The sequence below is a fragment of the Vibrio splendidus genome, from assembly GCF_024347615.1.
GTDB classification, from domain to species: Bacteria; Pseudomonadota; Gammaproteobacteria; order Enterobacterales; family Vibrionaceae; genus Vibrio; species Vibrio splendidus.
In genome coordinates, this window is sequence record NZ_AP025508.1 from 1,126,102 (window position 1) to 1,152,254 (window position 26,153).

The 26,153-nt window shown below is 43.9% G+C and carries 22 protein-coding genes; 13 read left to right on the forward strand and 9 right to left on the reverse strand.

Annotation, left to right across the window (positions count from 1 at the left end):
- Window positions 1-4: 4 nt before the first annotated feature.
- Window positions 5-775, reverse strand: a complete 771-nt coding sequence (locus OCU90_RS05080) for a DUF481 domain-containing protein (protein WP_004736378.1) — start codon at window positions 773-775, stop codon at window positions 5-7.
- Between the two features lie 139 nt (window positions 776-914).
- On the opposite strand from OCU90_RS05080, the gene OCU90_RS05085 reads away from it, so the two are divergent.
- Window positions 915-1,304 carry a DUF4345 domain-containing protein gene (locus OCU90_RS05085; RefSeq protein ID WP_050622079.1) on the forward strand — a complete coding sequence of 130 codons (390 nt, stop codon included), beginning with the start codon at window positions 915-917 and terminating at the stop codon, window positions 1,302-1,304.
- Window positions 1,305-1,313: 9 nt separating this feature from the next.
- Window positions 1,314-2,816, forward strand: coding sequence for an arylsulfatase (locus OCU90_RS05090; RefSeq protein ID WP_004736375.1), 1,503 nt, complete (start codon window positions 1,314-1,316; stop codon window positions 2,814-2,816).
- Between the two features lie 149 nt (window positions 2,817-2,965).
- Here OCU90_RS05090 and OCU90_RS05095 read toward each other — a convergent pair whose 3' ends face one another.
- The 4 genes from OCU90_RS05095 to OCU90_RS05110 all read right to left on the reverse strand — a co-directional run bounded on the left by OCU90_RS05095 (window position 2,966) and on the right by OCU90_RS05110 (window position 8,029).
- Window positions 2,966-3,997, reverse strand: a complete 1,032-nt coding sequence (locus OCU90_RS05095) for a LacI family DNA-binding transcriptional regulator (protein WP_004736374.1) — start codon at window positions 3,995-3,997, stop codon at window positions 2,966-2,968.
- 264 nt (window positions 3,998-4,261) lie between these two features.
- Window positions 4,262-5,356 (reverse strand): porin, encoded by a 1,095-nt coding sequence (locus OCU90_RS05100; protein ID WP_004736373.1) that lies wholly within the window; start codon window positions 5,354-5,356, stop codon window positions 4,262-4,264.
- Between the two features lie 199 nt (window positions 5,357-5,555).
- On the reverse strand, window positions 5,556-6,572 hold the full coding sequence (locus OCU90_RS05105) for a nuclear transport factor 2 family protein (RefSeq protein ID WP_061022778.1): 1,017 nt from the start codon (window positions 6,570-6,572) through the stop codon (window positions 5,556-5,558).
- A 161-nt stretch (window positions 6,573-6,733) separates the two neighbouring features.
- Window positions 6,734-8,029 (reverse strand): MFS transporter, encoded by a 1,296-nt coding sequence (locus OCU90_RS05110; protein WP_017105501.1) that lies wholly within the window; start codon window positions 8,027-8,029, stop codon window positions 6,734-6,736.
- 348 nt (window positions 8,030-8,377) lie between these two features.
- On the opposite strand from OCU90_RS05110, the gene OCU90_RS05115 reads away from it, so the two are divergent.
- Both OCU90_RS05115 and OCU90_RS05120 read left to right on the forward strand, forming a co-directional pair.
- Window positions 8,378-9,919 (forward strand): sodium:solute symporter family transporter, encoded by a 1,542-nt coding sequence (locus OCU90_RS05115; protein ID WP_061022776.1) that lies wholly within the window; start codon window positions 8,378-8,380, stop codon window positions 9,917-9,919.
- Window positions 9,920-9,945: 26 nt separating this feature from the next.
- Window positions 9,946-11,316 (forward strand): L-serine ammonia-lyase, encoded by a 1,371-nt coding sequence (locus tag OCU90_RS05120; protein ID WP_061022774.1) that lies wholly within the window; start codon window positions 9,946-9,948, stop codon window positions 11,314-11,316.
- A 117-nt stretch (window positions 11,317-11,433) separates the two neighbouring features.
- Here OCU90_RS05120 and OCU90_RS05125 read toward each other — a convergent pair whose 3' ends face one another.
- The gene (locus tag OCU90_RS05125; RefSeq protein ID WP_061022772.1) at window positions 11,434-11,919 is read right to left on the reverse strand and encodes an Lrp/AsnC family transcriptional regulator; all 486 of its coding nucleotides are present in this window, start codon (window positions 11,917-11,919) and stop codon (window positions 11,434-11,436) included.
- Window positions 11,920-12,041: 122 nt separating this feature from the next.
- Between OCU90_RS05125 and OCU90_RS05130 the strand changes: the two genes are divergently transcribed.
- Window positions 12,042-12,641, forward strand: coding sequence for a LysE family translocator (locus tag OCU90_RS05130; RefSeq protein ID WP_004736366.1), 600 nt, complete (start codon window positions 12,042-12,044; stop codon window positions 12,639-12,641).
- A 173-nt stretch (window positions 12,642-12,814) separates the two neighbouring features.
- Here the strand turns inward: OCU90_RS05130 and ahpF are convergent, their stop codons facing one another.
- Both ahpF and ahpC read right to left on the reverse strand, forming a co-directional pair.
- Window positions 12,815-14,407, reverse strand: a complete 1,593-nt coding sequence (gene ahpF / locus OCU90_RS05135; protein WP_061022770.1) for an alkyl hydroperoxide reductase subunit F — start codon at window positions 14,405-14,407, stop codon at window positions 12,815-12,817.
- 227 nt (window positions 14,408-14,634) lie between these two features.
- Window positions 14,635-15,192, reverse strand: coding sequence for an alkyl hydroperoxide reductase subunit C (ahpC, locus tag OCU90_RS05140; protein ID WP_017078889.1), 558 nt, complete (start codon window positions 15,190-15,192; stop codon window positions 14,635-14,637).
- A gap of 466 nt (window positions 15,193-15,658) precedes the next feature.
- On the opposite strand from ahpC, the gene OCU90_RS05145 reads away from it, so the two are divergent.
- Entirely contained in the window at window positions 15,659-16,150 is a 492-nt protein-coding gene (locus OCU90_RS05145) for a VOC family protein (RefSeq protein WP_061022768.1), read from the forward strand.
- Window positions 16,151-16,430: 280 nt separating this feature from the next.
- A complete protein-coding gene (locus OCU90_RS05150) occupies window positions 16,431-17,807 on the forward strand; it encodes a uracil-xanthine permease family protein (protein ID WP_061022767.1) in 1,377 nt (458 codons plus the stop codon).
- A gap of 192 nt (window positions 17,808-17,999) precedes the next feature.
- Here the strand turns inward: OCU90_RS05150 and OCU90_RS05155 are convergent, their stop codons facing one another.
- Window positions 18,000-18,896, reverse strand: coding sequence for a LysR family transcriptional regulator (locus OCU90_RS05155; protein WP_061022765.1), 897 nt, complete (start codon window positions 18,894-18,896; stop codon window positions 18,000-18,002).
- A gap of 217 nt (window positions 18,897-19,113) precedes the next feature.
- Here OCU90_RS05155 and OCU90_RS05160 point away from each other — a divergent pair, with 217 nt between their 5' ends.
- From OCU90_RS05160 to OCU90_RS05185, 6 genes are all read left to right on the forward strand, one after another.
- Window positions 19,114-19,824, forward strand: coding sequence for an SDR family oxidoreductase (locus tag OCU90_RS05160; RefSeq protein ID WP_061022763.1), 711 nt, complete (start codon window positions 19,114-19,116; stop codon window positions 19,822-19,824).
- Between the two features lie 328 nt (window positions 19,825-20,152).
- Window positions 20,153-20,605, forward strand: coding sequence for a septal ring lytic transglycosylase RlpA family protein (locus tag OCU90_RS05165; RefSeq protein WP_017084611.1), 453 nt, complete (start codon window positions 20,153-20,155; stop codon window positions 20,603-20,605).
- Window positions 20,606-20,980: 375 nt separating this feature from the next.
- Complete coding sequence (locus OCU90_RS05170) at window positions 20,981-22,420, forward strand: hypothetical protein (RefSeq protein WP_061022761.1); 1,440 nt, start codon at window positions 20,981-20,983, stop codon at window positions 22,418-22,420.
- Between the two features lie 485 nt (window positions 22,421-22,905).
- Window positions 22,906-24,105 carry an IS4 family transposase gene (locus tag OCU90_RS05175; protein WP_061022833.1) on the forward strand — a complete coding sequence of 400 codons (1,200 nt, stop codon included), beginning with the start codon at window positions 22,906-22,908 and terminating at the stop codon, window positions 24,103-24,105.
- A gap of 36 nt (window positions 24,106-24,141) precedes the next feature.
- Entirely contained in the window at window positions 24,142-25,122 is a 981-nt protein-coding gene (locus OCU90_RS05180) for a manganese-dependent inorganic pyrophosphatase (RefSeq protein ID WP_061022759.1), read from the forward strand.
- A 353-nt stretch (window positions 25,123-25,475) separates the two neighbouring features.
- Complete coding sequence (locus OCU90_RS05185; protein ID WP_061022756.1) at window positions 25,476-25,928, forward strand: hypothetical protein; 453 nt, start codon at window positions 25,476-25,478, stop codon at window positions 25,926-25,928.
- Window positions 25,929-26,153 lie beyond the last annotated feature (225 nt).

Sequence of the window (26,153 nt, forward strand, 5' to 3'; positions counted from 1 at the left end):
TGGATTAAAAGTGAGCAGCCCAACCAATCAGGAACCCTTGCGATGCGGTATCGTATTCAAAGGTCCCCTTGTTTTCGTAATCAACCCAAGTCGATTTGTAGGCAACATTTAAGTCAGACCAACTGTTTATCTGGTATCGCACGCCAGTTAACAGAGACGAGGTAAAGTCGGTGTCACTGCCAAGCCCTGCATCAATGGTTGCGTGAAATTTCCAATCCTTATTGATCTGCGTTATCCATCTCACACCTATTTGGTAATCAACCCAATCTTCATCGAGTGATCGGTCTGTACTTAGCTTGCCACCTGAACCGTAAAGCTTGGCATCAATGTCGTTATCCCACCAACGAAGCCCAAACAGATAATCAATCGTGCCAAAATCGTATTGGTAGCGCTTAAACCCCTTCACATCTAAAACACCTTGTCGGATATCAAGATTGCCTTTTAATACCTCTAGGTTGCTACCTAACACTGAGTTTGTTTTTCCGCTTAACTTCATGAAGCTGTAGTCAATGTAATAGCCCCACTGATTGTCATAGATACCCTCTAAACGCACCATTGCGGTCATATCAAGATGATCCATGATGAATGCAGGATCAACATCGACATCAGCAGACAAATCACTAATGGTGCTGTCTCCACGGATGTTGAGTGCGAGCGCGTAAATTTCGAAGCTATGTTGCCACTTTTTTGTATCCGCTTGTGCGCTTGCTTCCTGAGCATTTACGGTTGAACTTGCAGCTAATGCTGATGCGAGTAGGTAACGCCATTTAGCCATATTGATATCCTTATCTTCGATGTGAAATAGCACGAATGTGAATGTGTGTTTTAACTATCCATTTTTCACATATGCAACTTGTATATTGCTGATTGTAGACTATGTTTTTTGAAAAGAGCCAAATTAAAAGAGTAAGGATATGAAGCCACAAAGCATTTTTTTGTTCGTTGCTGTTTTGGGTTTAACACCGATTGCGTTGTCGTACGGTTATGCCCCCGTTGTCTCCCTTGATTATCTTTTCGGAATTGATGCTAGCCCTATCAATGTCACTCATATTTTTCGTGCCGTAATGGGGTTGTACCTAGCGTTGGCTCTGTTTTGGATAGCAGGGGCGCTACTAAAGAAATACCGACTGCCAGCACTCTACAGTTTGGTGGTCTTCATGTTGGGTTTGGCTGCTGGCCGAGTCATTAGCTTGTTGATAGATGGCATGCCCCACTGGCTACTTGTCGTTTATCTACTATTGGAGCTTGGATTTGGTTTGGTAGGAATAAAAATGGTTCACAAAGAGCAATCTGAAACAGTATAAGGACATTCTATGAAAAGGATTTTCCACCTTGTTGTTCTGAGTGTGTTGAGCAGCTTTTCGCTATCAGCATGGTCAGCCCAAGAGCAACCGAATATTTTTGTTATCTTCACGGATGATATTGGGATCTCAAACCTGAGTGCTTATCACAATGGTGTGATGAGTAGTGAAACACCAAACATCGATAGTATTGCTGAAAAGGGCATGCTACTGACCGATTATTACGCTCAACCCTCTTGTACGGCGGGTCGTTCTGCATTCTTAACGGGTCAACTCCCTGTTCGAACAGGCATGCACTCAGTTGGGTTACCGGGTGGCCCAGTTGGTTTAAGTGCCGACACGCCAACGCTTCCTGAGATTCTTAAAACCATGGGTTATGTTACGGGTCAGTTTGGTAAAAACCATCTTGGTGATCGAGATGAATTCCTACCGACAATGCACGGTTTTGATGAGTATTGGGGTTGGTTGTATCACTTGAATGCAATGGAATACACAGAAGATCCAGATTGGCCAAAAGATGGATCTTTGGATGCCTTTGCACCTCGTAATGTCATTTACGCAAGATCAGATGGCAAAGGTGGTCAAACGATCGAAGATGATGGTGCATTGTCGATCGAGCGTATGCGTACACTCGATGATGAAGTGAATAAACACGCGATCAACTTCATCGAAAGGGCGGTTGAAGCGGATAAGCCATTCTTTACTTGGTACTGTCCATCACGTGGTCACGTTTGGACACACCTGTCACCTGAATACGAAGCCATGCTTGGCCAAAACGGTTGGGGACTTCAAGAAGTGGTCATGAAAGATCTTGATGACCATGTTGGTGAGATGATGGCGAAAATGGAAGAACTCGGTATTGCCGATAACACCATCATCATTTTCACTGCGGATAATGGTCCTGAGATCATGACGTGGCCAGATGGTGGTATGACACCATTCCATGGCGAAAAAGGCACAACTTGGGAAGGCGGCGTTCGCGCTCCTGCACTTGTGAGCTGGCCGGGTAAAATTCCTGCAGGTACTGTAGGCAATGGCATCTTTGATGGTATGGACTGGTTACCCACTCTGGTTGCTGCGGCTGGTGGTCCAACGGATCTTAAAGAGAAAATGCTGAAAGGTCACGATGGCTTTAAAGCGCACCTTGATGGTTACAACCAAGTGGATATGCTGACAGAGAAAGGCGAGTCTAATCGTAAAGAGATCTACTACTACGAACGAGACAAGCTACAAGCGGTTCGTATTGGCGATTGGAAGGCGCACTTTGTGGTCCAAAATCATGGCTGGAGTGGTCCGAAAGAGGAGCTAAACGCACCGTTACTCTTTAACTTACGTCGTGACCCGTATGAGCGAGCGGCAGAAGAGTCGGGCATGTACTTGAAATGGATGGGGCAGAAAATGTGGGCATTTGGTCCTGCACAAGCTGCTGTCCAACAACATCTAGCAACCTTCCAAGAGTGGCCCCCAGTGACACCAGATTTACCAGCTGAGAAAACAGGTGGTGTAGGTAACTAATACGCACTTGTCTCAAGTAGTTGGGGCAGAAAAGGCTGAGTAGAAATACAAAATCCCGTTGGAGACTCTAATCGTCGCCAACGGGATTTTTTGTATTTTGGTTGTTTAAAAGCCTGTTTTAAGCATGCAAACAAAGGCTGAAGAAAACGCTATTTTACTTTCAACGTAGTGTTACGTTCTACAAATTGAACCGGCACCATTAATTTTACTAAGCTGGTGTCTTGCTCTTGAATCTGGCTAACGACAATCTTCACGGACTCACGTGCAAGGCGTCGGAAATCCTGCTTGAAAGTGGTCAATTGGTAGTTCAGCCACTGAGTTTGTGGGATGTCATCAAACCCAATCACTTGTAGATCTTCTGGGATACGGAGCGCGAACTCTAAACGAGCGACGTCCATCACTGCCATAGCGAGATTGTCCGTCGCACAAAATATGGCTTCAGGATGAGAAGCTTCTTTGAACATGGCTCTGATGATCTCGAGTGAATCAAGGTAATCGTAGTCAGCTTCAATCACGCGAGCCTGTTTGCCAGTTAAGTCTTCAAATTCTGTGCAGAAACCCACTTGGCGCTCGCCATTGGTAAATGTCGGGACGTTACCTGTGAGGTAAGTGGCTGATTTGATACCAAGTTTATGAAAGTGCTGAGCAGCAAATTGACCTGCAGCGTAGTTGTCGCTTACCACATGGCTACTCTTAGTCCCTTCAACAACCCGCGCGAACTGAACGATAGGGATGTCGAACTCTTCACACTCTTCATAAAGTGACTTATTAAAAGTCGCAGAAGCGGCAATCACGCCATCAACTCGGTATTGGAAGATATTAGGGATAGAGTGGTTATCGTTTCCATCAACTTGCCAAGGAATCAATACCGCAGAGTACCCCTGTTTTTGTAGCTCAGTAGAGATAAGCTGCAGTGTTTTCATGTGAATAGGGTAGTCGGCATCTGGGAAAACTAAGCCAATCAATTTGGATTCATTTGTCGTCAGACTGCGGGCAAAGGCATTGGGACGATAATTCAACGATTTTGCTGCATCGAACACTTTCTGCTTGGTCTTTTCAGACACTGAACTGCCCGGTACAAATACGCGAGATACAGTTGATTGAGAAACGCCAGCAAGCTTAGCGACATCTTTAGAGGTGACGGTTGGCTTTGACGCCGTGGAGTGTTTTGGAGAGTTCATAGACCATACTTTTGAACCAAATTGACTGTGCACAGAGTAACATGATTAGGTACGTACTCATAAAGTAATGCCAAGGAATGATATGAAAAATAAGGAATAATGGTTATTTTGAATTCTATGTTGGGTACAACCCATTAACTGTGTCGCTACAAATGTCGCTACAAAAATGTAGCTTTAAATAAATAGTGACAAAAAAGCTCTGCGTAAGAGCAGAGCTTTAGATTTCGAATTTACCCATAAAATGAGCAACATGCCGATACATCGTTAGAAGTAGTAACGGATACCTGCAGCGAATTGGTCATCGTTGTTTTCGTATTTCACACCATTGTATGAATCTTTACCGTTGTCGAATTGGTACTCCGTCCATACTAAGAACTTGTTCTTCTTAAAGTGGTACTCAAGGCCAGGGATAATAAGCTGACGTTCGTAGCCATTTGCGTTGTCGTCTGTGTCCGTTAAGTAGTTAACGTTAAAGGTTGGACGTAGACCATTTTCAAAGTGGTAGTAGGTGAAGAATTCAGCACCACGGTGGTCGTAGAATTCAGATTGGCTGGTGGTCTCCCAGTTTGAACCTTGGCTGTAAGTGAAACCAACAAATAATCCATCATTAGTGTAGTTCACACCTAATAAACCTATGCGTTGTGTGTCGCCATCTTTGATGTTTTGAACTGTGCTATCCACATCATCAAACTCATTCTGATGGTACGCTAAGCCAATCGTTAGGCCATCCATAACGGTGTACAGCGTTGAAGCACCGATACCGTTTTTCAGCGTAACAGTATCTGAATTCGTTTGGTTGAATCTTGTTGATACAGCGACATCTTCACGAGTTGTTTGGTAAGTGAAGCCGTATTTCCAGTTGTCGTTAATGCTGTTGCGGTAAGTTATCGAGTTTTCAGCACGGCCTGTGCCTGATGAAATACCCCAGTCAGATAGGTTGTAGTAACCAGAACCACGTGAACCAAACACACGACCCATATCGGTAAACCAAGCCACATCGTAGAAGGTAGACCACTGCTTAGTACCTGCTGCGATCTTGCCGTATTTCTCGTGCTCTACGCCTGCGTATAGAAGTCGGTCGTAAATGTTATCGCCGTTAGCGCCCGAGTTATAACCCCATTCGGCATGGCCAAAGCCAGTCCAATCGTTGTCTAGTCCCATTTGACCTTTAAGGCCGAAACGAGAACTACCACTGTTCCATTCGCCATTATGATCGCCACCTTTGTCTTGGTAACGAACGTCGAAACGACCGTCTAAAGTAAGGCTATCGCCCGCGTCATTGGTAAAAGTGTGTGCAGCAAAAGCTGAACCTGATGTAAGTGCCGTCAGGATCACTGCAGAAAGTATCGACTTGTTCATTGTTGTTCTCTTTATTCAGGCCGCAGAAAGCCACCGTGCTTTCAAGCCCGTTATATAGGTAATGGTTTGGCAGGGTGTGCCCATCCGTGAGGCACAAGTTGGTTATCTTGGGTGGAGCAAGTTGCCGAGGGCGAGAAGGAGCCCTCGGCAGTCATGCCTGCCTAGCGTAGGTAAGGACTAGGTAGGCAATAGGACATGGTTACAGCGTTGGGTTCATGATAGATGAAGTGCGCTCGAACACGTCCAGACCTTGCTGTTGTAGCCAGTAAGGAAGGTCGATAAGAACCCAGTTCTCAGACAGTTTGTCACCGTCGCGGTAGTAAACGTCAACCACTTGCATGTTTGCACGTACTTCGCCGCCAGTCATACCTAGGAAGCCACCTGTTGGTGTGTTTGATAGGTTTGGCCAACCGAAGAAACAAGAGAAGTTACCTTCAGCGAAACGACAAACGTGACCGTTGAACTTCTTATCTTTCAGGTTGTTACGGAAAGGAAGTTGGTGCTGTTGTTGGTAGCGAGGAATTGTGTAAGACGCGCCGATACCACATGGGCCGTACCAAATCATGTCTTTTGACCAGCTCTTAGCTAGTACTTCTGGTGGACAACCCATTGCGCCGCTGTCGTTAAGAGCAGACAGGTCATCAACCATCTTGTTTACTAGAGCAAGTGTCGCAACGCCTTCTTCTGGAGCCGCGTCTTCGAATAGCAGACCATCGTGATTGCGTGGGCCAGGGTAAACAAAGTGCTTACCTGTTGATGGTGGAAGTGGGTAGCAACCCGCTTGGTCCATCATGCCTAGAAGATCTAGGAACAGGCCTGTCTTTGTGATTTTGCCATCAACCACACAGTTAAATTCTGCGTAGCGAATGTTCATGATCTTGCCAGTAGGGCGCATGCCTAGGTATTCAGCGTCGAACAGACCCATGAAGTGACCCATGCTCATTACCCAAATTTCATCTGGGTTAACTTCGTTGTTACCACCGATGAAGATATCTTGACGACGCTGCATGCGTGTCATTGATTTCATCATTGGAGCCCAGAATACGTCAGCCGCAGCTTGAGCGCCTTCTTGCTCGCGGAATGGGTAAACACCGCGCCATAAGTAATCTTCAGACGTGTGTGCTTTCAAAACTTCAGCAACGTTTTCGTGAGTAGCGTTTTCCATTGCGTCAAAGTAGTCACGAACAATGTGTTTAGCTTCTTGATATTTAGACATAATTAATTCTCGTTTTGTTGTCGAGTCAACATTCGGAACAGGACTCGATTTGGATTTTGTTACCGGCTGACTTATCAGCCGGATTGATGTTTATTTCGTATCTTTAGAGGTCTTCAACTTTTAGAGGTTTTCAACTTCTAGAGTTTTTCAACTAAAGGGGATTAAGCTTTTGCTGTTTCCGCTTTTTTGCTCTTGTCGAAAATGCCGCCTTTCAATGTTTCTGGTAGAGATAGCCACAGTAGACCAGCCAGAATCCATACGATTGGTGAACCCCACATTGCTGTTGCTAGGTCGCTGCGCTCTTGGATGAATACCAACACCATTGGAGCCCACATGCCGATGATACGACCACCGTGGAACAGAGCTGCACCGAAGCTACGTAGGTGAGCTGGGAACAACTCAGAGAAGTAGCCACCCCATACCGCAGAGGCAGACAGACCGAAGTTGTAGATAAGACCTAAGATAGCCAGCATGTTTAGGCTGCCGATCATCACGTCGCTTGGTGCTACGAAGAAGACTGAAGCCATAACACCCGCAAGAATGAAACCAAACGCGTTCACTTTACGGCCGTATTTGTCGGCGATTGCACCCCACACCCAAGCCCCGAATAGAGAACCGAATGCTGAGATAGAGAAAATGATGCCGATAGTTGAACCGTCGAATTGGCGAACTTCTTTCAGGTACGTTGTCACGAAGCCTGAGAAGAATTGGTAGCCATAGAAGTTAAGGCCAGCCAATAGTAGACAAGTGATGGTTAGCTTGCGGTAAGGTGCGCTTAGCATTTCACCCCAAGAACCTTTTTTCGCTGGTTTATTCGATGCTTCAGCCGCGGCTTGATCTTCTTCACCGTAAGCGATCACTTTCTTGTCGCTAGGCAGGATGAAGATCATCAGTGCAGCAGCAACTAGAGGAGGAATACCACCCACCCACATTAGGCTCTGCCAAGGTGCATCGATGCTAGAAATGAACGCCGCGTATGCACCCATTGCCATTAGGGCAACCGAGAACATCGAAGAAGCGAATGCCGTTAACTTACCGCGAACGCTTGGTGTGAATAGGCCGATCATCAGGCTTACTGCTACGGTGAAGTAACCACCTAAAGAAATACCGATGATGAAACGCATTGCTGCCCACATCGCGTAGTCAGTAAACATCATGTTGATGATGGTTGCGCCACCGTTAAGTGCAGTGATGACAATAAGAGTCGATTTCTTACCAAAGTTTGATGCCACCCATGCACAGCTCAGAGCACCAATAAGTGCACCAACCGACTGCCATGTATAGAACTGAGCGGTATCCGCCAAGTTAATACCATCATACGCATCAACGATGTATGGGCGTACGTAGTCAATAATTACAAAGTTATAACAATAGAAAAAGTAGCCAACTAGAATTGCAAGATAAGCAGCTACCCTTTGAATCATAGGAACTTCGCTCATGTGTTTTTTAGTAGTCATGACCGATAAACCTTTATTTTTTATAGGGTGTTTTTAGTTTCGATTATTGTGTGGCGTTTATTGAATATCACCACACCATCTTCATTTCGGGAGAGATAATAGAATTTTTGTGGTTATTAGATCCGTGATCAAAGTCAATTTTAAAATGAGTGCGTACCCATTTTATGCATTTTAGTGATCTTGATCTCATTAGATCGTTGTTTTGGGACTTTTTGGCCATTTAGAGTGTTTAATTATCTATCTTAGTGACAATACTCACACTTATTGTGGGTTTTTGAGGGAAAATATACATTTTTGAGTACTATTGTCGGCGAATGAATTGCGAAATATAATAAACGGAATCTAAAAATGGTTACGTACTCAAGTTTTGTGGTTATTGCTCTTTATGTACTAACTACTCTATTTATCAGTTACTTAGTGAATAAGCGTTATAGCGTTGGTGGCGATTTCTCAACGGGCGGAAAACAATTTGGTTGGTTTACGGCAGGTGTGTCGATTCTTGCCACCTACATCAGCGCAATGACGTTCGTGGGCATGCCGGGCTGGGTTTATAGCTCAGGCATGGAAGCGATGAGCGTCCATTTGAATTATCCAATAGTGATCTTTTTCGCTGTGGTTTTCTTTGTCCCGGTGTTTTACAAACTCGGCCTGACTTCGATTTATGAATACCTAGAGCACCGCTTTGGCGTTGTTGCTCGCACGATCAACTCTATCGTGTTTATTGTGGTTCAGTGTATTTCGGCTGGGGTAATTTTGTATGCAGTTGCACTGATCTTGGTGCAAGTGTTGCCGGTGAGTATCTCCGAGGCGATCATCTACATCAGTTTGTTTACCGCTTTGTATACTTATGCGGGGGGGATCTCAACCGTCATATGGACAGACATGTTGCAGTCGGCGGTATTGATCATCGGCAGTATTGCTATTTTTGCCTTATTGCTAATGAAGATTGATGCAGGTGAGGTGTTGTCTCCTGAACATCTAAACATCATCAATCTCGATTTCGACTTGGGAGTTGATACTACATTGTGGGCGGGTGTGGTTGCCGTGAGCTTCTTACATCTAAGTGTGTATGGTACTAACCAACTGATTATTCAAAGAACGTTGGCAACAAAGAACGTAAAGACAGCACAAAAATCGATGCTGCTTTGTGGTTACGGCGCGTTCTTTATTTATCTGTTTTTCTCGGTAATGGGCGTTCTATTGAGTGTCTTTTATCAAGAGCAAAGCTTTGAAAACAGCAACGAAGTAATTCTCGATTTTGTGTTTAACCATACCAACCCAATCATTGTTGGTTTGGTGATTTCCGCACTCTCAGCAGCAGCGATGTCGACCTTGGATTCGACTTATAACTCAATGGCGACAGTCGCAACGTTCGATTTCTATAAGCGCTTTTTCCGTAAGAAAGCCTCTGATGCACATTACGAATCGGTAGCCCGAAAAATGAGCCTTGTTGCTGCAGCGTCGGTTGTTGTTCCTGCATTACTGGCGGTTTCTAATGAATCAGTGCTTAAAACTATTGCGAGCCTGACCTCCATTTTTGTCGGTATTCGTCTTGGCTCTTTCATCCTGGGTTTGTTCTTCAAACAAGCTAATGAGAAAGGGGTGATTGCAGGCAGTATCGGCAGTGTGGCCGTCGTATTCATCGCTAAATACAGCGGCATAGCTTGGCCTTGGTTTGCCTTGATTGGCACCGTGGTTTTCTTGGTGTTAGGCGTTGTTGTGAGTCGTTTCTGGGGAGAAGTAACCGAGCAACAAAATGAATTTATAGCCAAACAAAAGCATTTGTTTGCAAAGCCTACCGCGAGTCATTACGGCTTGTTGGTGTTCGCTGTTGTGACGATTGCTGCTTGTACTGTTATCCCTGATTGGCTTTATGCCGCTCTTTCTTAATTGACCGATTTTTTACTGGTATATCTATGTTATCGATCTTTGATATCTACAAAATTGGTGTTGGGCCATCGAGCTCTCACACCAACGGCCCAATGATTGCGGGTTTTCATTTCACACAATTAATCGCTGATAGAATCGCAGATGTGACGCGTGTTCAGGTGGATTTATACGGTTCTTTGTCATTGACTGGCATAGGTCACCACACCGACGGAGCAACCATCTTGGGTTTGCTTGGAAATAAGCCAGACACGATTAAGAACACCAGCGCTAATGAAGCGATGCGTCTTGCTATCAACAGTGGTGAAATGCAACTGAGTGGCAGTCACACCATTGGCTTTAATTACCAAACCGACATGTTGTTCCACGAAGACAATCTGCCTCTACATGAAAATGGCATGATGATTACCGCGTTTGACCAAAGTGGAAGCGTAATTGTTGATGAAACTTACTATTCGATTGGCGGCGGTTTTATCGCAACCGCGGATGAACTGCAGAATGGCACTCAAACCCAAGCCGTAGAAGTCCCTTTCCCATTCAAAAATGCCGATGAAATGCTGAGAAAAGCAGAAGACAGCGGCATGAGCTTGGGTGGCATGATTCTGAAAAATGAATCGGCTTTCCAAGGCGAGGATGTTATCTCAGAAAAGGCCGATCAAATCTGGCGAGTGATGACTCGTTGTATGGAGCGTGGCTTTGAAACCGAAGGCATTCTTGATGGTGGTTTGAACGTGACTCGTCGTGCGCCAAACTTGTTGAAGAAGCTTGAAGCGAATGCGGCCGTTGAAAACGATCCAATGGAAATCATGGATTGGATTAACTTGTTCGCCTTTGCGGTGAGTGAAGAAAATGCGGCTGGTGGCCAAGTGGTGACATCACCCACTAATGGTGCCGCGGGCGTTATTCCAGCCGTATTGATGTATTACCATCGCTTCATTAAAGAATTGGATACTAAGCAGTTAAAAGACTTCTTAGCTGTATCGGGCGCGATTGGTATTTTGTACAAAACCAACGCTTCTATTTCTGGTGCGGAAGTAGGGTGCCAAGGTGAAGTGGGCGTATCGTCTTCTATGGCGGCAGCGGGTTTAACGGCACTACGCGGCGGCAGTAACGAGCAGATTTGTATTGCAGCAGAGATTGCGATGGAACACTCATTGGGTATGACATGTGACCCGATTGGTGGCTTGGTACAAGTGCCATGTATTGAACGAAATGCGATGGGCTCGATGAAAGCGATTAATGCTTCGCGAATGGCACTCAAACATAACAGCAAAAGCCTGATTTCATTGGACAAAGTGATCGCCACTATGTATCAGACAGGTAAAGACATGAATAAGAAGTATCGTGAAACGTCTCTAGGTGGTTTGGCGCTGATTCATTTAGCTCACCCTTGTGAATAACAAGCGTAAATAAACGATATCTGTTTCAAAATAACAAAGCCCAGCCCCTAAGTTTTAGAAATCTAGGGAGCTGGGCTTTTATTTTGCTTAAAGAAAAGGGCTGTCAGGAGAAGTGAACTAGTCCCTAAGAGGCAACTTATAGCTGTTTTTCAACTCTTTAACCGAGATATTCGACTGAATCGCACTCACGCCTTTGACTCGTCTGATCGAGCTAATACGCTCAAAGTACTCTTCTAAATCTTTCGCTAGCACTTGAATCATATAGTCGGCACCACCTGCAATGCAGTGACACATAGGAATCCAATCGGTTACTTCGACAAACTCTTCGAACGGTTCCGTGTTTTCAACCTCGTGGTTGCCCAGTGTCACTAGCGTAAAGCCTGCAACATGAAAGCCTAATTTCTTGCGATTCAGCTTAGCGGCGTAACCATCGATATAGCCCGTCTCTTCCATGCGTTTCCAACGGCGCCAGCATGGGGTTTCGCTGAGGTTAACCTTTTCCGCGAGCTTGCTGTTGCTCATGCGTCCGTCTTGTTGGATATGTTCTAAGATGGCGATATCTGTGTCATCTAACACTTCTTTGGTGGATTCTTTCTGTTTCATGGTGTTTTTAGAAAAGTCTTGCTCAAGTTTGGATTAATATTAGCCTATATAGCAATTTAATTCCTAGTCGAATCTGTAAACTCTCTCCGTATAAATACTTTACTTATTAGGAGTGAGAGGAAATGAGCTCTCAATTAATGCTGGCGTTCTTGCTATTTTCAACATCAATTGCAATTACCCCTGGGGCAGGCAATATCGCATTACTTGGGATTTCAAGTCGTTATGGGTTTGCTGCGACTTTACCTTTTATCTCTGGAAACGCTGTTGGCATCATCATCGTACTGGCCGGTTCCAGTGTCGGTTTGGTGAGCCTATTTACCCTTTATCCAGAGCTATACAACATTTTGAAATACGCTGGTGCGGCTTATTTGCTGTTCATGGCGTGGTCGATTGCTAACATGCAAATCGAAGAAAGCACCACAGATAAACGTTCAGGTTTTATGTCAGGTGTGTTGGTGCAGGTGTTAAATCCTAAAGGTTGGATAGCGTCATTAACCGTGTTTTCGCAATTCATTACTCCGAATGCAGATTACTTGATTCAAGTAGTGACCATTATCGCGGGTATGGTGATTACCGGTGTGCCGTGCATGTTGGTGTGGGCGTATTGCGGCACCATGCTGAAAAAATTACTGCAATCACCAAAACAGATGATGTTTGTGAACCGTTGCTTGGGTGGAAGCTTAGCGATGGTGGTTGCCTTTATGCTTTATCAACCAGCATAAAGCGTCTCCACAAATAAAAAAAACCACTCCTAAATCCATAGGAGTGGTGTCTAAAAGTCGACTAAGTCGTTAACAGTAAAGAATTAAGTTAACAAATATTTAAGGAACTTGAGTTAAAAGCATTTATGCCTAGAAGCTTTTAAGTTTTAAGTTTTAAGTTTTAGGTTTAAAGGTTAAGCCGTTTCAGCCTCTTTAACTGGAGCTGAGTTACGGATTAGGTGGTCAAATGCGCCTAAACTTGCTTTCGCACCTTCACCCATCGCAATGATGATCTGTTTGTAAGGTACGGTTGTTACATCACCCGCCGCAAACACACCTTTCATCGATGTTGCGCCATGAGCGTTAATTTCAATTTCACCGCGTGGTGACAGCTCAACTTTCGAACCCTTCAACCATTCGCTGTTTGGCATTAGGCCGATTTGAACAAAGATACCCGCGAGTTCGATCTGTTTAAGTTCATCCGTATTGCGGTCTTTGTATTCCAGACCGGTTACACGGTTTCCATCACCAATCACTTGTGTGGTTTGTGCCATCTTGATGATTTCGATGTTTGGTGTTGCGTTTGCTTTGTCGATAAGCACTTGGTCGGCACGCAATGTGTCTGCAAATTCAAGTACGGTTACGTGTTCAACGATACCCGCTAAATCAATTGCCGCTTCAATGCCTGAGTTACCACCACCAATAACCGCTGTTTTCTTACCTTTGAATAAAGGGCCGTCACAGTGTGGGCAGTAAGCGACGCCTTTGTTGCGGTAGTCTTGCTCACCCGGAACGTTCATTTCACGCCAGCGAGCACCAGTACTTGTGATAACCGTGCGAGATCGTAATGTTGCGCCGCTCTCTAGCTCAACGTGGATGTAACCGTCTTCTGTGTCTTCGGCTGCGATGATGTTCGCAGCGCGCTGCTCAGTCATTATCTCAACACCGTACTCTTTTACGTGCTCTTCAAGGCTAGCGACTAGCTTAGGACCTGTCGTCGCTTTCACGGAGATAAAGTTCTCAATCGCCATCGTATCCATCACTTGGCCACCGAATCGGTCTGCAACCACACCGGTACGAATGCCTTTACGTGCTGCGTAGATAGCCGCTGAAGATCCCGCAGGGCCACCACCGACAACCAATACATCAAACGGTGCTTGTTCGTTTAGGTTGGCCGCTTTCTTTTCTGCTGCGCCTGAATCGACTTTGTTGAGGATTTCTGCCAGAGACATACGACCTTGACCAAATAGCTCACCATTAACGAACACGCTTGGTACTGCCATGATGTCGCGAGACTTCACTTCGTCTTGGAATGCTGCGCCATCAATCATCGTTGTCTTAACCAGAGGGTTAATCGCCGACATCATGTTGAAGGCTTGAACCACCTCTGGACAGTTTTGGCACGATAGAGAGATGAAAATTTCTACATTAAGCTCTTGATCGAGTTCTTTAATTTGCTCGATTACGTCCGCTTCAAGCTTGATAGGGTGACCACCACTATGAAGCAGTGCTAGAACCAGTGACGTAAATTCGTGACCCATTGGCAAACCGGCAAAACCGATCGCGGTGCCTTTCTCTTGGTTTACTACCTGCATGATAGGGCGGCGAGTGCTTGCGCTATCATCTCGAACTACTTCAATTTTGTCGGTGAGAGAGGCGATATCATTCGCCAGATCTTGAAGTTTGTTCGCGGTGTCGCTGTCATCTAGGCTAAGGACTAACTGAACATTGGTTTTTAGGTTTTCTAGGTATGCTTTTAGCTGCTGCTTCATTGCTTGATCTAACATAATCGTGCCTGCTCTTAAATTCTGTGTCTTGGTATTGACCAATACCTTCTTGCTGAAAAAGGAAAATAAAAAGGGGGCGCAAGTCGGCAAATATTGTGGTGTTGATGTTTTGAAAGGGTGGCGCGCAACTGCCCTTTAGGAGGGGGCCGAAGCGCGCCTGTAGAACTGTTTAACTGTTCTGTTTTACTTGCTATTTCTTAGCTGTTCTTGTTTGAACTAGGCTTAGATTAAATCTTGCCTACTAGGTCTAGAGATGGCGCTAGAGTCTCTTCGCCTTCTTTCCATTTAGCTGGGCAAACTTCACCTGGGTGAGCGGCTACGTATTGCGCTGCTTTAACCTTGCGTAGTAGGTCTTCAGCGTCACGGCCGATACCTTCAGCAGTGATTTCCATTGCTTGGATAACGCCTTCAGGGTCGATTAGGAACGTTGCACGGTCTGCAAGGCCCTGACCTTCACGCATAACGTTGAAGTTATTTGTGATGTTGCCTGTTTGGTCGCCTACCATGAAGTATTCGATAGTGCCGATTTTGTCAGAAGTATCGTGCCATGCTTTGTGAGAGAAGTGCGTATCAGTTGATACTGAGTAAACTTCTACGCCGCGAGATTGAAGCTCTGCGTATTTGTCTTGTAGGTCAACTAGCTCAGTTGGACATACAAACGTGAAGTCTGCTGGGTAGAAGAAGAATACAGCCCACTTGCCTTTAACGTCTTGCTCAGTGATTTCTACGAATTCGCCGTTTTTGAATGCTGTTGCGTTGAATGGTTTGATTTCTGTGTTGATCATGATTCGACTCTCTTTCTAATTTGTAGTGTTTAACGCTATCCCGCGTCGATGGAGATATATTGCATTCGCACCGAAAATTAGTGAAATCGGACATTTCTATAGATTCAATAGGCAAATCCTATCTTCGAAAGGAAAGGACTATCGGTAAAAGCTATCAACAAAAACGATTAACAAAAGCCATCAAACATCAGCACCCCCAATTTGAGTAGCTATGCTTTTTAGGTTGTTCTCTATTTAGGTAAGCAGTATTTGGTTCAGTATCTATGTAGGTAAGGGGAAGTACGGTTTCTTTACGCGAGTTGAGTTGAGTTGTTATACCAATCTGTAAATAACAAAAAATTATCATTAATATAATTTATGATAATTTCAGTTAATCGTCACATCTCCATATACTCTCTCCATCGAAACGAAACATCGAAGCCAGTCTTCGAAACGCACAGAATTAAAAACGAATTTGGAGCAAGTTATGAAAATGAATCACGTAGGCATCATGGTTGGCGATATGGACAAAGCCGTTGAGTTTTATACGAAAGCTCTGGGTCTAAGAATCGTAATGAACAACACTAAGGTTGTGGAAGAGCGTGAATCAGCAATCGGCCGTATGTGTATCGCAGTATTTGGCGAAGGCTTCAAAGGCTTCAACATTGCACACCTAGTAACATCTGATGGCATCGGTGTTGAGTTGTTCGAAATGAAAGATCGCCAAGAGCGTCACGAAGTAGACTTCTCTCGTCTAGGCATCTTCCACTTCTGTCTACAGCTTCCAAAAGAGCAGTTTCATTCAGCGATTAAGCGCGTTGAAGAGTTTGGCGGTAAGGTTCGTATGGACATCATGCGTTACCACCCAGAAGACGAACTAAAACAAGCGCAAATGGTTTACCTAGAAGACCCGTTTGGCAACCTATTCGAATTTTACTCGCACACATACGAAGACACCTACGCGACTGATTACGAGTAATAGCGTTACTGCCTTCCATAGGTAGAAAAACCGAAACACCCCCTAAAGAGGATTGGTAGCGATACCAATCCTTTTTTTGTGTCTGTAGGGCTAAATTTGGGAACATCGGATAAACTATCGGTTGCACTAAAACAAGCCGACATTGTTGCTCTATAGTGCAACGTTGGACTGATTGAAAACTTAACTGATTGATAAATATGATGTTAAACCATTGGCATATATGTTGCTCTATTGCCTTTATGTAAATTGTATACAATAAAAAATACATAAAGGAAGTCACATGGAACAGAACAGTGAATTGATCTACGGATTAGACGATCGACCATCAGTCAAAGCAGCCAGTTACGCGGCGCTGCAGCATGTATTAGCCAGCTTTGTTGGAATTATCACACCCACGCTCATTATTGGCGGTGTTTTAGGGTTGGGTGAACACATCCCTTATTTGATCAGCATGGCACTGATGGTGTCTGGGGTTGGCACTTTTATACAAGCTAGAAAAATAGGGCCAGTTGGCGCAGGGATGATCTGTGTCCAAGGGACCAGCTTTGCGTTCTTAGGTTCTGTGTTAGGTGCGGGTTTTCTTGTTAAAGCAAATGGAGGTGGGCCGGATGAAATGCTCGCCACCATTTTTGGTGTCTGCTTCTTTGGTGCATTTGTCGAAATAGTCCTATCGCGCTTTATCGAAAAACTCAAAGTAGTGATCACGCCCGTTGTGACCGGAATCGTTATCACGACGATTGGTGTCTCTTTGATTAAAGTTGGCGTCACTGATATCGCTGGTGGTGTTGGCGCAGAAGGTTTTGGTTCTGGAAGCAACCTGATGTTGGGTGCGATTGTGCTCGGAACCATAGTGGCACTTAACCTAAGCAACAACACCATGGTAAGGCTGTCGTCGATTTTAGTCGGATTGGTTGTAGGGTGGGGTGTTGCTATTCTGATGGGCAAAGCGCCGATGGTTTCTTTTGCATCTCAACCGCTATTGAGTATCCCTGTCCCATTTAAATATGGCTTTGCTTTTGATTGGCAAGCCTTTCTCCCTATTGCTTTTATCTACTTGATTACCGTTATTGAAACAACCGGTGACCTGACTGCCAACAGCATGTTCTCAGGACAGCCAGTTAAGGGGCCAAAATACATCAATCGACTCAAGGCGGGCGTGCTAGGTGACGGCGTAAACTCGCTTATTGCAGCAGTATTCAACACTTTTCCAAACACGACTTTCAGCCAGAACAATGGTGTGATCCATTTTACTGGGATTGCGAGTCGCTACATTGGCTACTTCATTGCGGCGATTCTTTTTCTATTAGGCATATTTCCCATCTTAGGCGCGGTATTGATGACGATTCCAAAACCTGTGTTGGGTGGGGCGACATTAGTCATGTTCGGTACGGTTGCTGCGGCGGGCATCAAGATTATCGCTAGTGAGAAGCTGGATCGTCGCAGAATCATGACGATTGCCATCTCATTAGGTTTAGGACTGGGGGTAATGCTGGTACCGGATTTATTGAAAGAAGCCCCCAAGCTAGTGCAAAGCATATTTGGCTCACCAGTCACGATGTCGGGTGTTGCTGCTCTTTTGATTACCGGGTTGATGTCTTTGGTTCCAGAAAACAAAACCAAGCCTGTGGCAAGTTCGGTACAAACCAGTAAAGCGTAACTTATACAGCCGAGAAGAAGCGTAGGTGACTGATTACGGACAATTGCGCTTAAGGCAGAAAAGTCGAAACACCTCTTAAAGAGGATTGGTATAGATACCAATCTTCTTTTTTGGGTTGGTTATGATAGACATGGTTCGACTTATACATCGTCATCAGCTAAATACCTTCTGCTGACGTACGAGATACAAAAACTAAAGAGCAGTTCCGAAATGCTCAGTGAGGAAATCCAAAAACACTCGAACCTTGCTCGGAACTAGCTGGCGGTTTTGATAGATTGCGTATGTGCTGGTTTCATAGTTACATGGGCTAAACGTAAACTCAGGAAGCAATTGTACCAATTTACCTATTTTAAGTTCTTCTTCAATAGCCCATTGTGGGAGCAGGGCAATACCACCACCGTTCGATATCAATTGCTTTTGCCCGTTTACTGAATCGACTTCCATGTAATAAGGTATGTCGATTTTTTGCGGCTTACTATCCAATACAAACCAATCGTGCCAACCCTTATAGCCATAAACCAAGCAGTCGTGTTTTGCCAAACCTTCAACGTGTTGAGGAGCCTTGTTTCTTCTTAAATAGCCGGGGCTGGCGCAAAGCACAAAGTTGTTTTGGACGAGCTTCTTAGCGATCAAATTCGAATCAGGCAATCGACCGCTGCGGATAGCGATATCGACATTTTCCTCGATTAAATCGACCACTCTTTCTGTGATTTCAATTTCAACGTTTACCTCAGGAAAGGCAGCCCGAAAGATAGGAATAAGTGGCAAGATTTTGCTCTCTCCAAACGCAACGGTGGTGCTTATCTTGAGGCTTCCTCTTGGTGAGTGATGCAATGCGTTGACGACTCGTTTCGCTTCATCAAACTCGCCCGTAATTCGCTTGGAATATTGATAGAACAATTGACCTGCTTCAGTGACCCCTATGTTGCGTGTCGAGCGCTCTAACAGTCGCACATTGAGTTCTTCTTCCAACGCCGAGAGCTGTCGTGAGATAGAAGAGGGCTGAATATCAAAAATCCGACTGGCTTTGGAGATACTTCCTTGTTCAACCACGCAGTTGAAATAGGCAAGACGATTGAAAAGGCTCATGTGTATTCCTCGTTAAATGACGGTTTCAGTTCTTTCAAAATGCAGCCTTCTAAACAAGATGGTTGGCGCCGCAGTATGGTGACATTGATGCTTTAACTGTCACTAAATGTTAGCTTAATTGCTTTTAAAGCAAAACTGAATTGCTTCTCGGCAGATTCAAACCTTAGGTTGTTGTCTTTATGATTCTCCACATCATTACCAACAACGAGCAATAATCATGAATGCAATTAAAACAGCCACTATCGCAGCCTGCTTTTCGGTAACAGCCCAACATTTGATAGAGAAGCTCATTACGAGCGGAACCCGTGTCGTCGCTTTTGGGCGTATCGGAGATGAAGCAAGAGCAAAAAGCTTAGAAGATAAGTATTCAGGTCATCTGACCGTGTTACTTGGAGACCTTACGGATGAAGTGCAAAGCCAAGCGCTTGCTGCTAAGGCTTCAAAAATCTTAGGTCATATCGATGCTCACTTTCATTGCTCTGGCATTTATATCTGGAGTCATTGGACTGATGTGGAAGTGAGTAAAATGTCTGACTTATGGAACGCGAACTTTATGACGGCGTTTGTCTTCGGAAGAGAAATTTTTAAATTAATGAAGTCGCAAGGGAAAGGTTCAATGATGTTCGTTTCCGCTCGTGATACAGCACGTAACATACACGCAGGATTCGGACCTTACATGGCATCTAAAATAGCATTGAATGCTTTGGTCGAAAGCTTAGCTGCAGAGGCGGCTTCATCTAATGTTCAAGTGAATGCGGTGTTGCCGACCATTGTTGATACTGAAGTAAATCGACAAGCACTTCCTGAGGCTGACCACTCTACTTGGGTAGATCCTGTAGATTTGGCAGATTTGATGATGGAGTTGACCCAACCGAATAAAACTTATCTAAGTGGTTCTCTAATAACCGTTAACAACAAGATGCATTAATCATAGGTTAGTAAGTTTGGATAGCATTGCCCTATCTGCAACAAACTAACAACCGAATCACCCCTAAAGAGGATTGGTCGAGATACCAATCCCTTTTTTGTTTGGATTTTTTGGAACAGTAGCTTATCTATATGCGGGTGATTGAGAAATGTACAAATTTAAGACGTTGTTAAAGTTGACGTTTTGACGATAAAACCTTTCATGAATATGACGGAAGAAAGTGTCGTTCATGAAAACATTCCGTCATCATACCGAATGGTAGCCTTGGCTGAGCAGTCACTATACTCAGCATTATATTGCTAACCAACAACAACGAAAATAGAGAAACATGCAGAGATTAGCGCATACAAATTACATGAAAAAATTACATATTATCTTTACCGCTCTTATCCTTATGATATTAGCCGGATGCACCTCAACGTCGGCTGTCGGCAGTTCTAAAACAAAGGAATATGCCAAGTCACATGCTCTTGTTGGTAAAGCTTCTTGGTATGGCGATAAATTCCATGGAAGGCTCACAGCAAGTGGTGAGACGTATAATATGAATGCGAATACTGCGGCTCATAAAACCTTGCCATTCGGGACTATCGTGAGAGTGACCAATACAGACAATAACAAGTATGTTGATGTGAAAATTAATGATCGAGGCCCTTATGTAAAAGGCAGAGTGATCGACCTGTCGCACAAGGCATTTGCAAAAATCGGCAACGTTAAACAAGGCACCGTGCCTGTTAAAATCGAGATTGTTGATGATAGTAATACCTTTCGATATAAACACTAGAATCCCCTCCTAACCTCCCCTTGGTGTACATCTACGATCCCTTACCAGTAGTGGGAAAGGGGAGGAACAGAATCTGGAACTCGATGAATGAATAGCATATTTAGCATTGAGAAGGTAGTTCACTTGAGTGAACCTGAAAGGGTTGGCAAAGATGCCAACCCTTTTTTGTTTTGGAACCACTCTTAACTTTGTTTCAAGTAGTAATAAATAGATGATTAATATCAGATAATTGCACTAGATAAAGTTACATTCATTTTTATCGCGATGTGATCAATACATCATATGGTTGCATTGAAAATCTATATATTGCTTTATGAGTAAGTGTCAGCCTACTTTGAAAACAATAATAATATTAACCGTTAGGTATAGATCGAAATGAAAATGAAAAAGCTTGTGCTTTGCGGGCTTGCTGCTGGCTTAGTTGGTTGCGGTGGGAGTAGTGGTAGCAGCAGTGACAACAGTGGAGGGGATTCCAATATTTCCACAGTTTCAGGGAAGGTTATTGATGGTTATATAATTGGGGCGATGGTTTATCTCGACTTAAATTTTAATAACGAGCTAGACGCCAATGAACCTAATGTTGTCACTAAAGAACAGGGCGATTTTAGTTTAGATATACCATTAACTTATCGTGAGTGCGCGCAATACGTTCCAATTGTGGTAGATGTTCCAGAAGGTGCTATCGATACTGATTTTCCTGATACGCCAATTGAAGACGCTTACACGATGGTGATACCTCCTCAATATGCGTTGAGTACAGATGAACAGCTATACAACTTAACACCATTAACCTCTGTGGTTTGGAATGAAGTAGAAAAAGAGCTACGCGAAAGCACTTCTCAGGAGCTTTCTTGTGAGTCTTTGTTAGAAGAACAAGAGCTGAGAGACGACATTGCTGAACGCTTAACGGAGCAAGAACTTCACGTTGCACGTCGCTACAACATCACAGTAGATGAATTGTATGGTGATTATATTGAGTCTGGTAATGATGAAGTACATCAAATCGCTCAAGATATTGTTCCCGGATTACAAAAGTCATATGCAGATACACGTGAACTAATCAATCAATACCCAGAAGCAGACTTTGCTTGGGTCGAATACTTCATGGGCAAATGGGATAGTTCTAATAACAACTATAAGGATGTCTGGTATCGCTACCAATTCGTGCAAATGTCTAATGGTAACCTAGAGTCAGAAACTCATGAGATGTCAGGTGATCTTAATAATAAAGTTCAGCTACATGATAAGAATACTATGGAAACAACGGTTCGAGACGGTGTAAATATTGAGAAAACGGTATCGATGGAAATTGCGGGTAATGCCTATGGTTGTTCTGTAAGTGAGTGGCTTGAAACGATCTCTGAGGATTCGTCAGGTGTTCGTAACACTGTCTATGGTCAAGCTGGAGACTGGAGTGATTGTAGCAGCCTTATTTTAAGTAATACTTTCACGGTTCAGGCTTTAGTCACTAAAGATTATGATGGTTCTGACCTTATTAGTTATTCAGAGCATAGTTATGACGATGGTAACGATAGTGGGTTCAGTCACTTGATTGGTGTGACCGACACCATTACAGCATCTGACTTAACTTCAGTTCGTAATGTGATTGATACCGACTTCTATAGTGAGGAAGGGCACGGTGCAGATTTCTGGTCTCGTGTAATGAATGAGTTTGGTGAAAATCCAACTCAAGTAATGACAAGCCATAATAGTGATGGGGGCTGGGAACGTCTCACAAATTATAAAGATGGCACCCATAAAACGGAATGTGGTACGTCTGAAACTGATTTGTCAGAGGCTAACTGTTCAAGTTAAACCTACTCTGCCGTTTGAGACGCAATAACATAAAAATCTATCAAGGCTGCTTTTGCAGCCTTTTTTAATCCTTTCTATCATCAGTTTTTAATAAGATTATCTAATTCTAACAATTGGAGTTGATGGTTTTATATCCAGAAAAATTAATGGTTGAAATATTGCTTCATTAAGTATCATTGAAATAATGAAAAGCTAACCTAATCTAAGTTGAGTTATGGTGTGATTAACAGTGAAAGCCTAGAGAAAATTACATTTCCTTACCAACTGAAGTAAATCTGAAATATTAGTGACACGGTTCTGAAATTTTTGATGGCTAGCTTATGGGGTTCTAAAACGAATCCAAATAAGGAAATACCCGTGAAGCTAACACCTGTCGCTTGCGAATCCCCTCATAATCAGGCATAAAAACAATGAGGTAGACGCGCATCGCCGTCTTTGATCTAATGAATATCGCTGAACACACATTTCGAACAAGTGGGTTAACAATGCGCGACATTCAGATTCTACAACAAACCATACAAAACCAATGCCCCTCCATTCACAAAAAACGCGTTAGTTCTCTGATACTTGCTACAAAAAGTGTACTTGACGGCTCAGACTTAACGCTGACTAAACTAGGTCGCAAACTGGAAACTAATACCACGGTAAAACATGCGATTAAACGCGTTGATAGACTGCTTGGAAATCGCCAACTACATCGTGAAAAAGACCTAATTTATAAATGGCATGCCTACTTAATAACGGGCGTCAACTCATGCCCTGTGATCCTTGTGGATTGGTCTGATGTTCGTGAACAACTTCGTTATATGACGTTAAGAGCATCCGTTGCACTTGATGGTCGAGCCATCACTATCTTTGAACAAGTTTTTGAGTATGGCCAATATAATTCACCGAAAAGTCACCAAACATTCCTCGATAAATTGCAGAGTATTTTACCCAGTAAAACCAGTCCAATCATCGTTTCTGATGCGGGTTTTCGAAATACTTGGTTCCGACAAGTTCAAGAGAAAGGCTGGTTTTGGTTAGGTCGTGTCCGAGGTGAAGTATCAATCAAACAACCTCATAAACCTTGGGTCTCAAATAAAACCTTTTATCCAACCGCTGTCCATAAACCCAAATATCTTGGCCACTGCTTACTAGCAAAGAGATCACCGATATCTTGTGAAGCCTATGTTTATAAGGGATTAGAAAAAGGCCGAAAAGCCCAGCGCCATAGTAGAACCAGCCAAAAACACTCCGCTACACATCTCTACCAGCGCAGTGCGAAGGAGCCGTGGCTACTCGCGACGAATGTCCCTAGACATATCTTAAATGAAGTACAAATTACCAATCTGTACGCCAAGCGTATGCAGATAGAACAGGCATTCCGCGATCTAAAGAGTAGCGCCTATGGGATCGCACTTCGTCACAACAGAACTCGCTGTACTAAGCGATTAGATATCCTGCTTCTTATTGCGTTGCTCGCTGAAATCTTGATGTGGTGGAATGGCCTAATTGCAGTACAGGCCAAATGGCATTTTGACTTCCAAGCCAACAGCATTAAACACCGCCGAGTTCTATCTATACCTCGTCTAGGGAGAGAGGTACGAAATCATCGGCGATATCAAATTAATGAATCCCAATATCAATGGGGAATGTTCGAATATCAAAGGCTCACACACAACGCAGGACTAGGGAAATTATGAGGGGATCCGTCAGCACCTGTCGTTGCCGCCGTAATCATGTCTTTCAGTTCAGCAAGTTTTGCTTTTAGCTTGCAACAATCTGCCAATGAAAACAGTGAAGATCTCGTATGGACAGGGCACCTAAGCCCAGACAGCGACACGGTAATGTCTGCGATGCTCGCGGCTCATATCTATGGCGGTACAGCGACAGTACCAGAGCCTATCAATCCAGAATCCACCTTCATCTTGAACTACTGTAATGCTGAATCACCACGCGTAGAGACAGATTACTCTTCATATCGAGTGGGGCTGGTGGACTTCAACCAAGTCACTCAGCTAGCGCCAACCATTGACCAAGCATCCATTGTGGCAGTGGTCGATCATCACGCCATTGGTGGCTCTCCAATTAACACACCACAAATCGTCGAGATGGATATTCGAGGCTGGGGATCGGCAGCGACAATTTTGGCTGATAACGCTGAAAAGCTGGATGTGACACTACCTAAGCACCTTGCTTGTGTAGGCTTAGGCGCAATTCTCTCTGATACCGTGGTATTCCAATCATCAACCACTACTGAGCATGATCGTGAGTACGCAGAGAAGCTGGCGAAGGTTGCAGGTATTTCAGATATTGAAGATTTCGGCCAACAGATGCTGATTGCTAAGTCGGATCTCAGTCACCTTTCTTCTGAAACCATTTTGACGCTGGATTACAAAAACTTTAAATACGGTGGCAAACAGGTGGGTATCGGTGTGGCTGAAACGCTAACGGCTCAACAACTGATTGACCGTAAAGACGATCTTTTAGCAGCAATGAAGACTTACAAAGAAGAGAACGGCTTAGATCATCTTTTCTTCTCTATCACAGACACTAAGAACAAAGAAGCTAATTTATTGTGGGTGGATGAAAGCGACTATCAAGTCATCAAATCGGCTTTCAATGCTGAACCAACAAGCGACATGCTGACGTTAGAAGGCGTCACTTCACGCAAGCGTCAGATTGGCCCTGCGGTACAAAAAGCAATTGAGAGCTTGTAGAGAGTAAGAGCCGTTACTTTATAAATAAGTAGTGAAGGGATTGGTAGAGATACCAATCCCTTTTTGTTTTTGGGTGTGCTGAATTAGATTTGGATAAAATTGAGTTACGTTTTTTCTCATTTGACAAAGTTTATGGATAACCCGGATCTAACATAGCCCTTTATGATACGAATCCCAAAGGACATTCACGACCAACCACGTGAAGAGTTAGACTTAGAGCAGCCTTAAACAAGTAACCAATCCTAATCGCGGCCTTCCATTATCGGTAAGTTAGTATTCATAGATCGAACTAATAATACAGTGTTTTATTGTTTATAGTAAATCCCAGACAGAATGACTAACAGGACAATGAAATGACCTCAATCAAAACCATTGGTTTAACAGCTATCGCACTTACACTTATGACAATTACTGGCTGTACCAGTTTAAAGGTAAAGGCTGCGAACGTATTCGTGTCTGACCCAATTATCACACACGCAGACCACGACCAACTTACCGAAGCCAGTTCGAAAATCGATGGTATCCGTTATACATCAATGACGACGACGATCATCACGACCAAAGCAGCAAAGCGCACAAATGGAGTTGCTCGCGTAGACATCGAGGCTGATGGAATCGAAGAGGTGCAATCAAAATGGCATGGTGAAGAACATGTTTGTCAGATGTACCACGATCGTATGAACAATCCAGAAACTGAGGGCCTGTCAGACATCGTCGGCAATGGATTGGCGCTGAACTACCAGATCGCTATTCGTGGTGTTGATGGTCAGTCCTATACTTGTTCTGGGCATGTAGATCCCCAATAACAAAAAATAACACTGCGCTTTACTGGGTCAATTTCAAATTTGGAAACGAATTTTTTTATCGCTGTTTGGTGAGCAATGTGCCTGTTTTTCACATTAGCTAGTTGTATTACTCGTGCCATACCTAATGAAACGTTTGGGACACTTTCGAGAAAGGAAGTGCCAAAGGTAAAAATTCATCCTACGAAGCTTCTGGACATAAATGAGTTTCGAAGAACCAAGTATTAG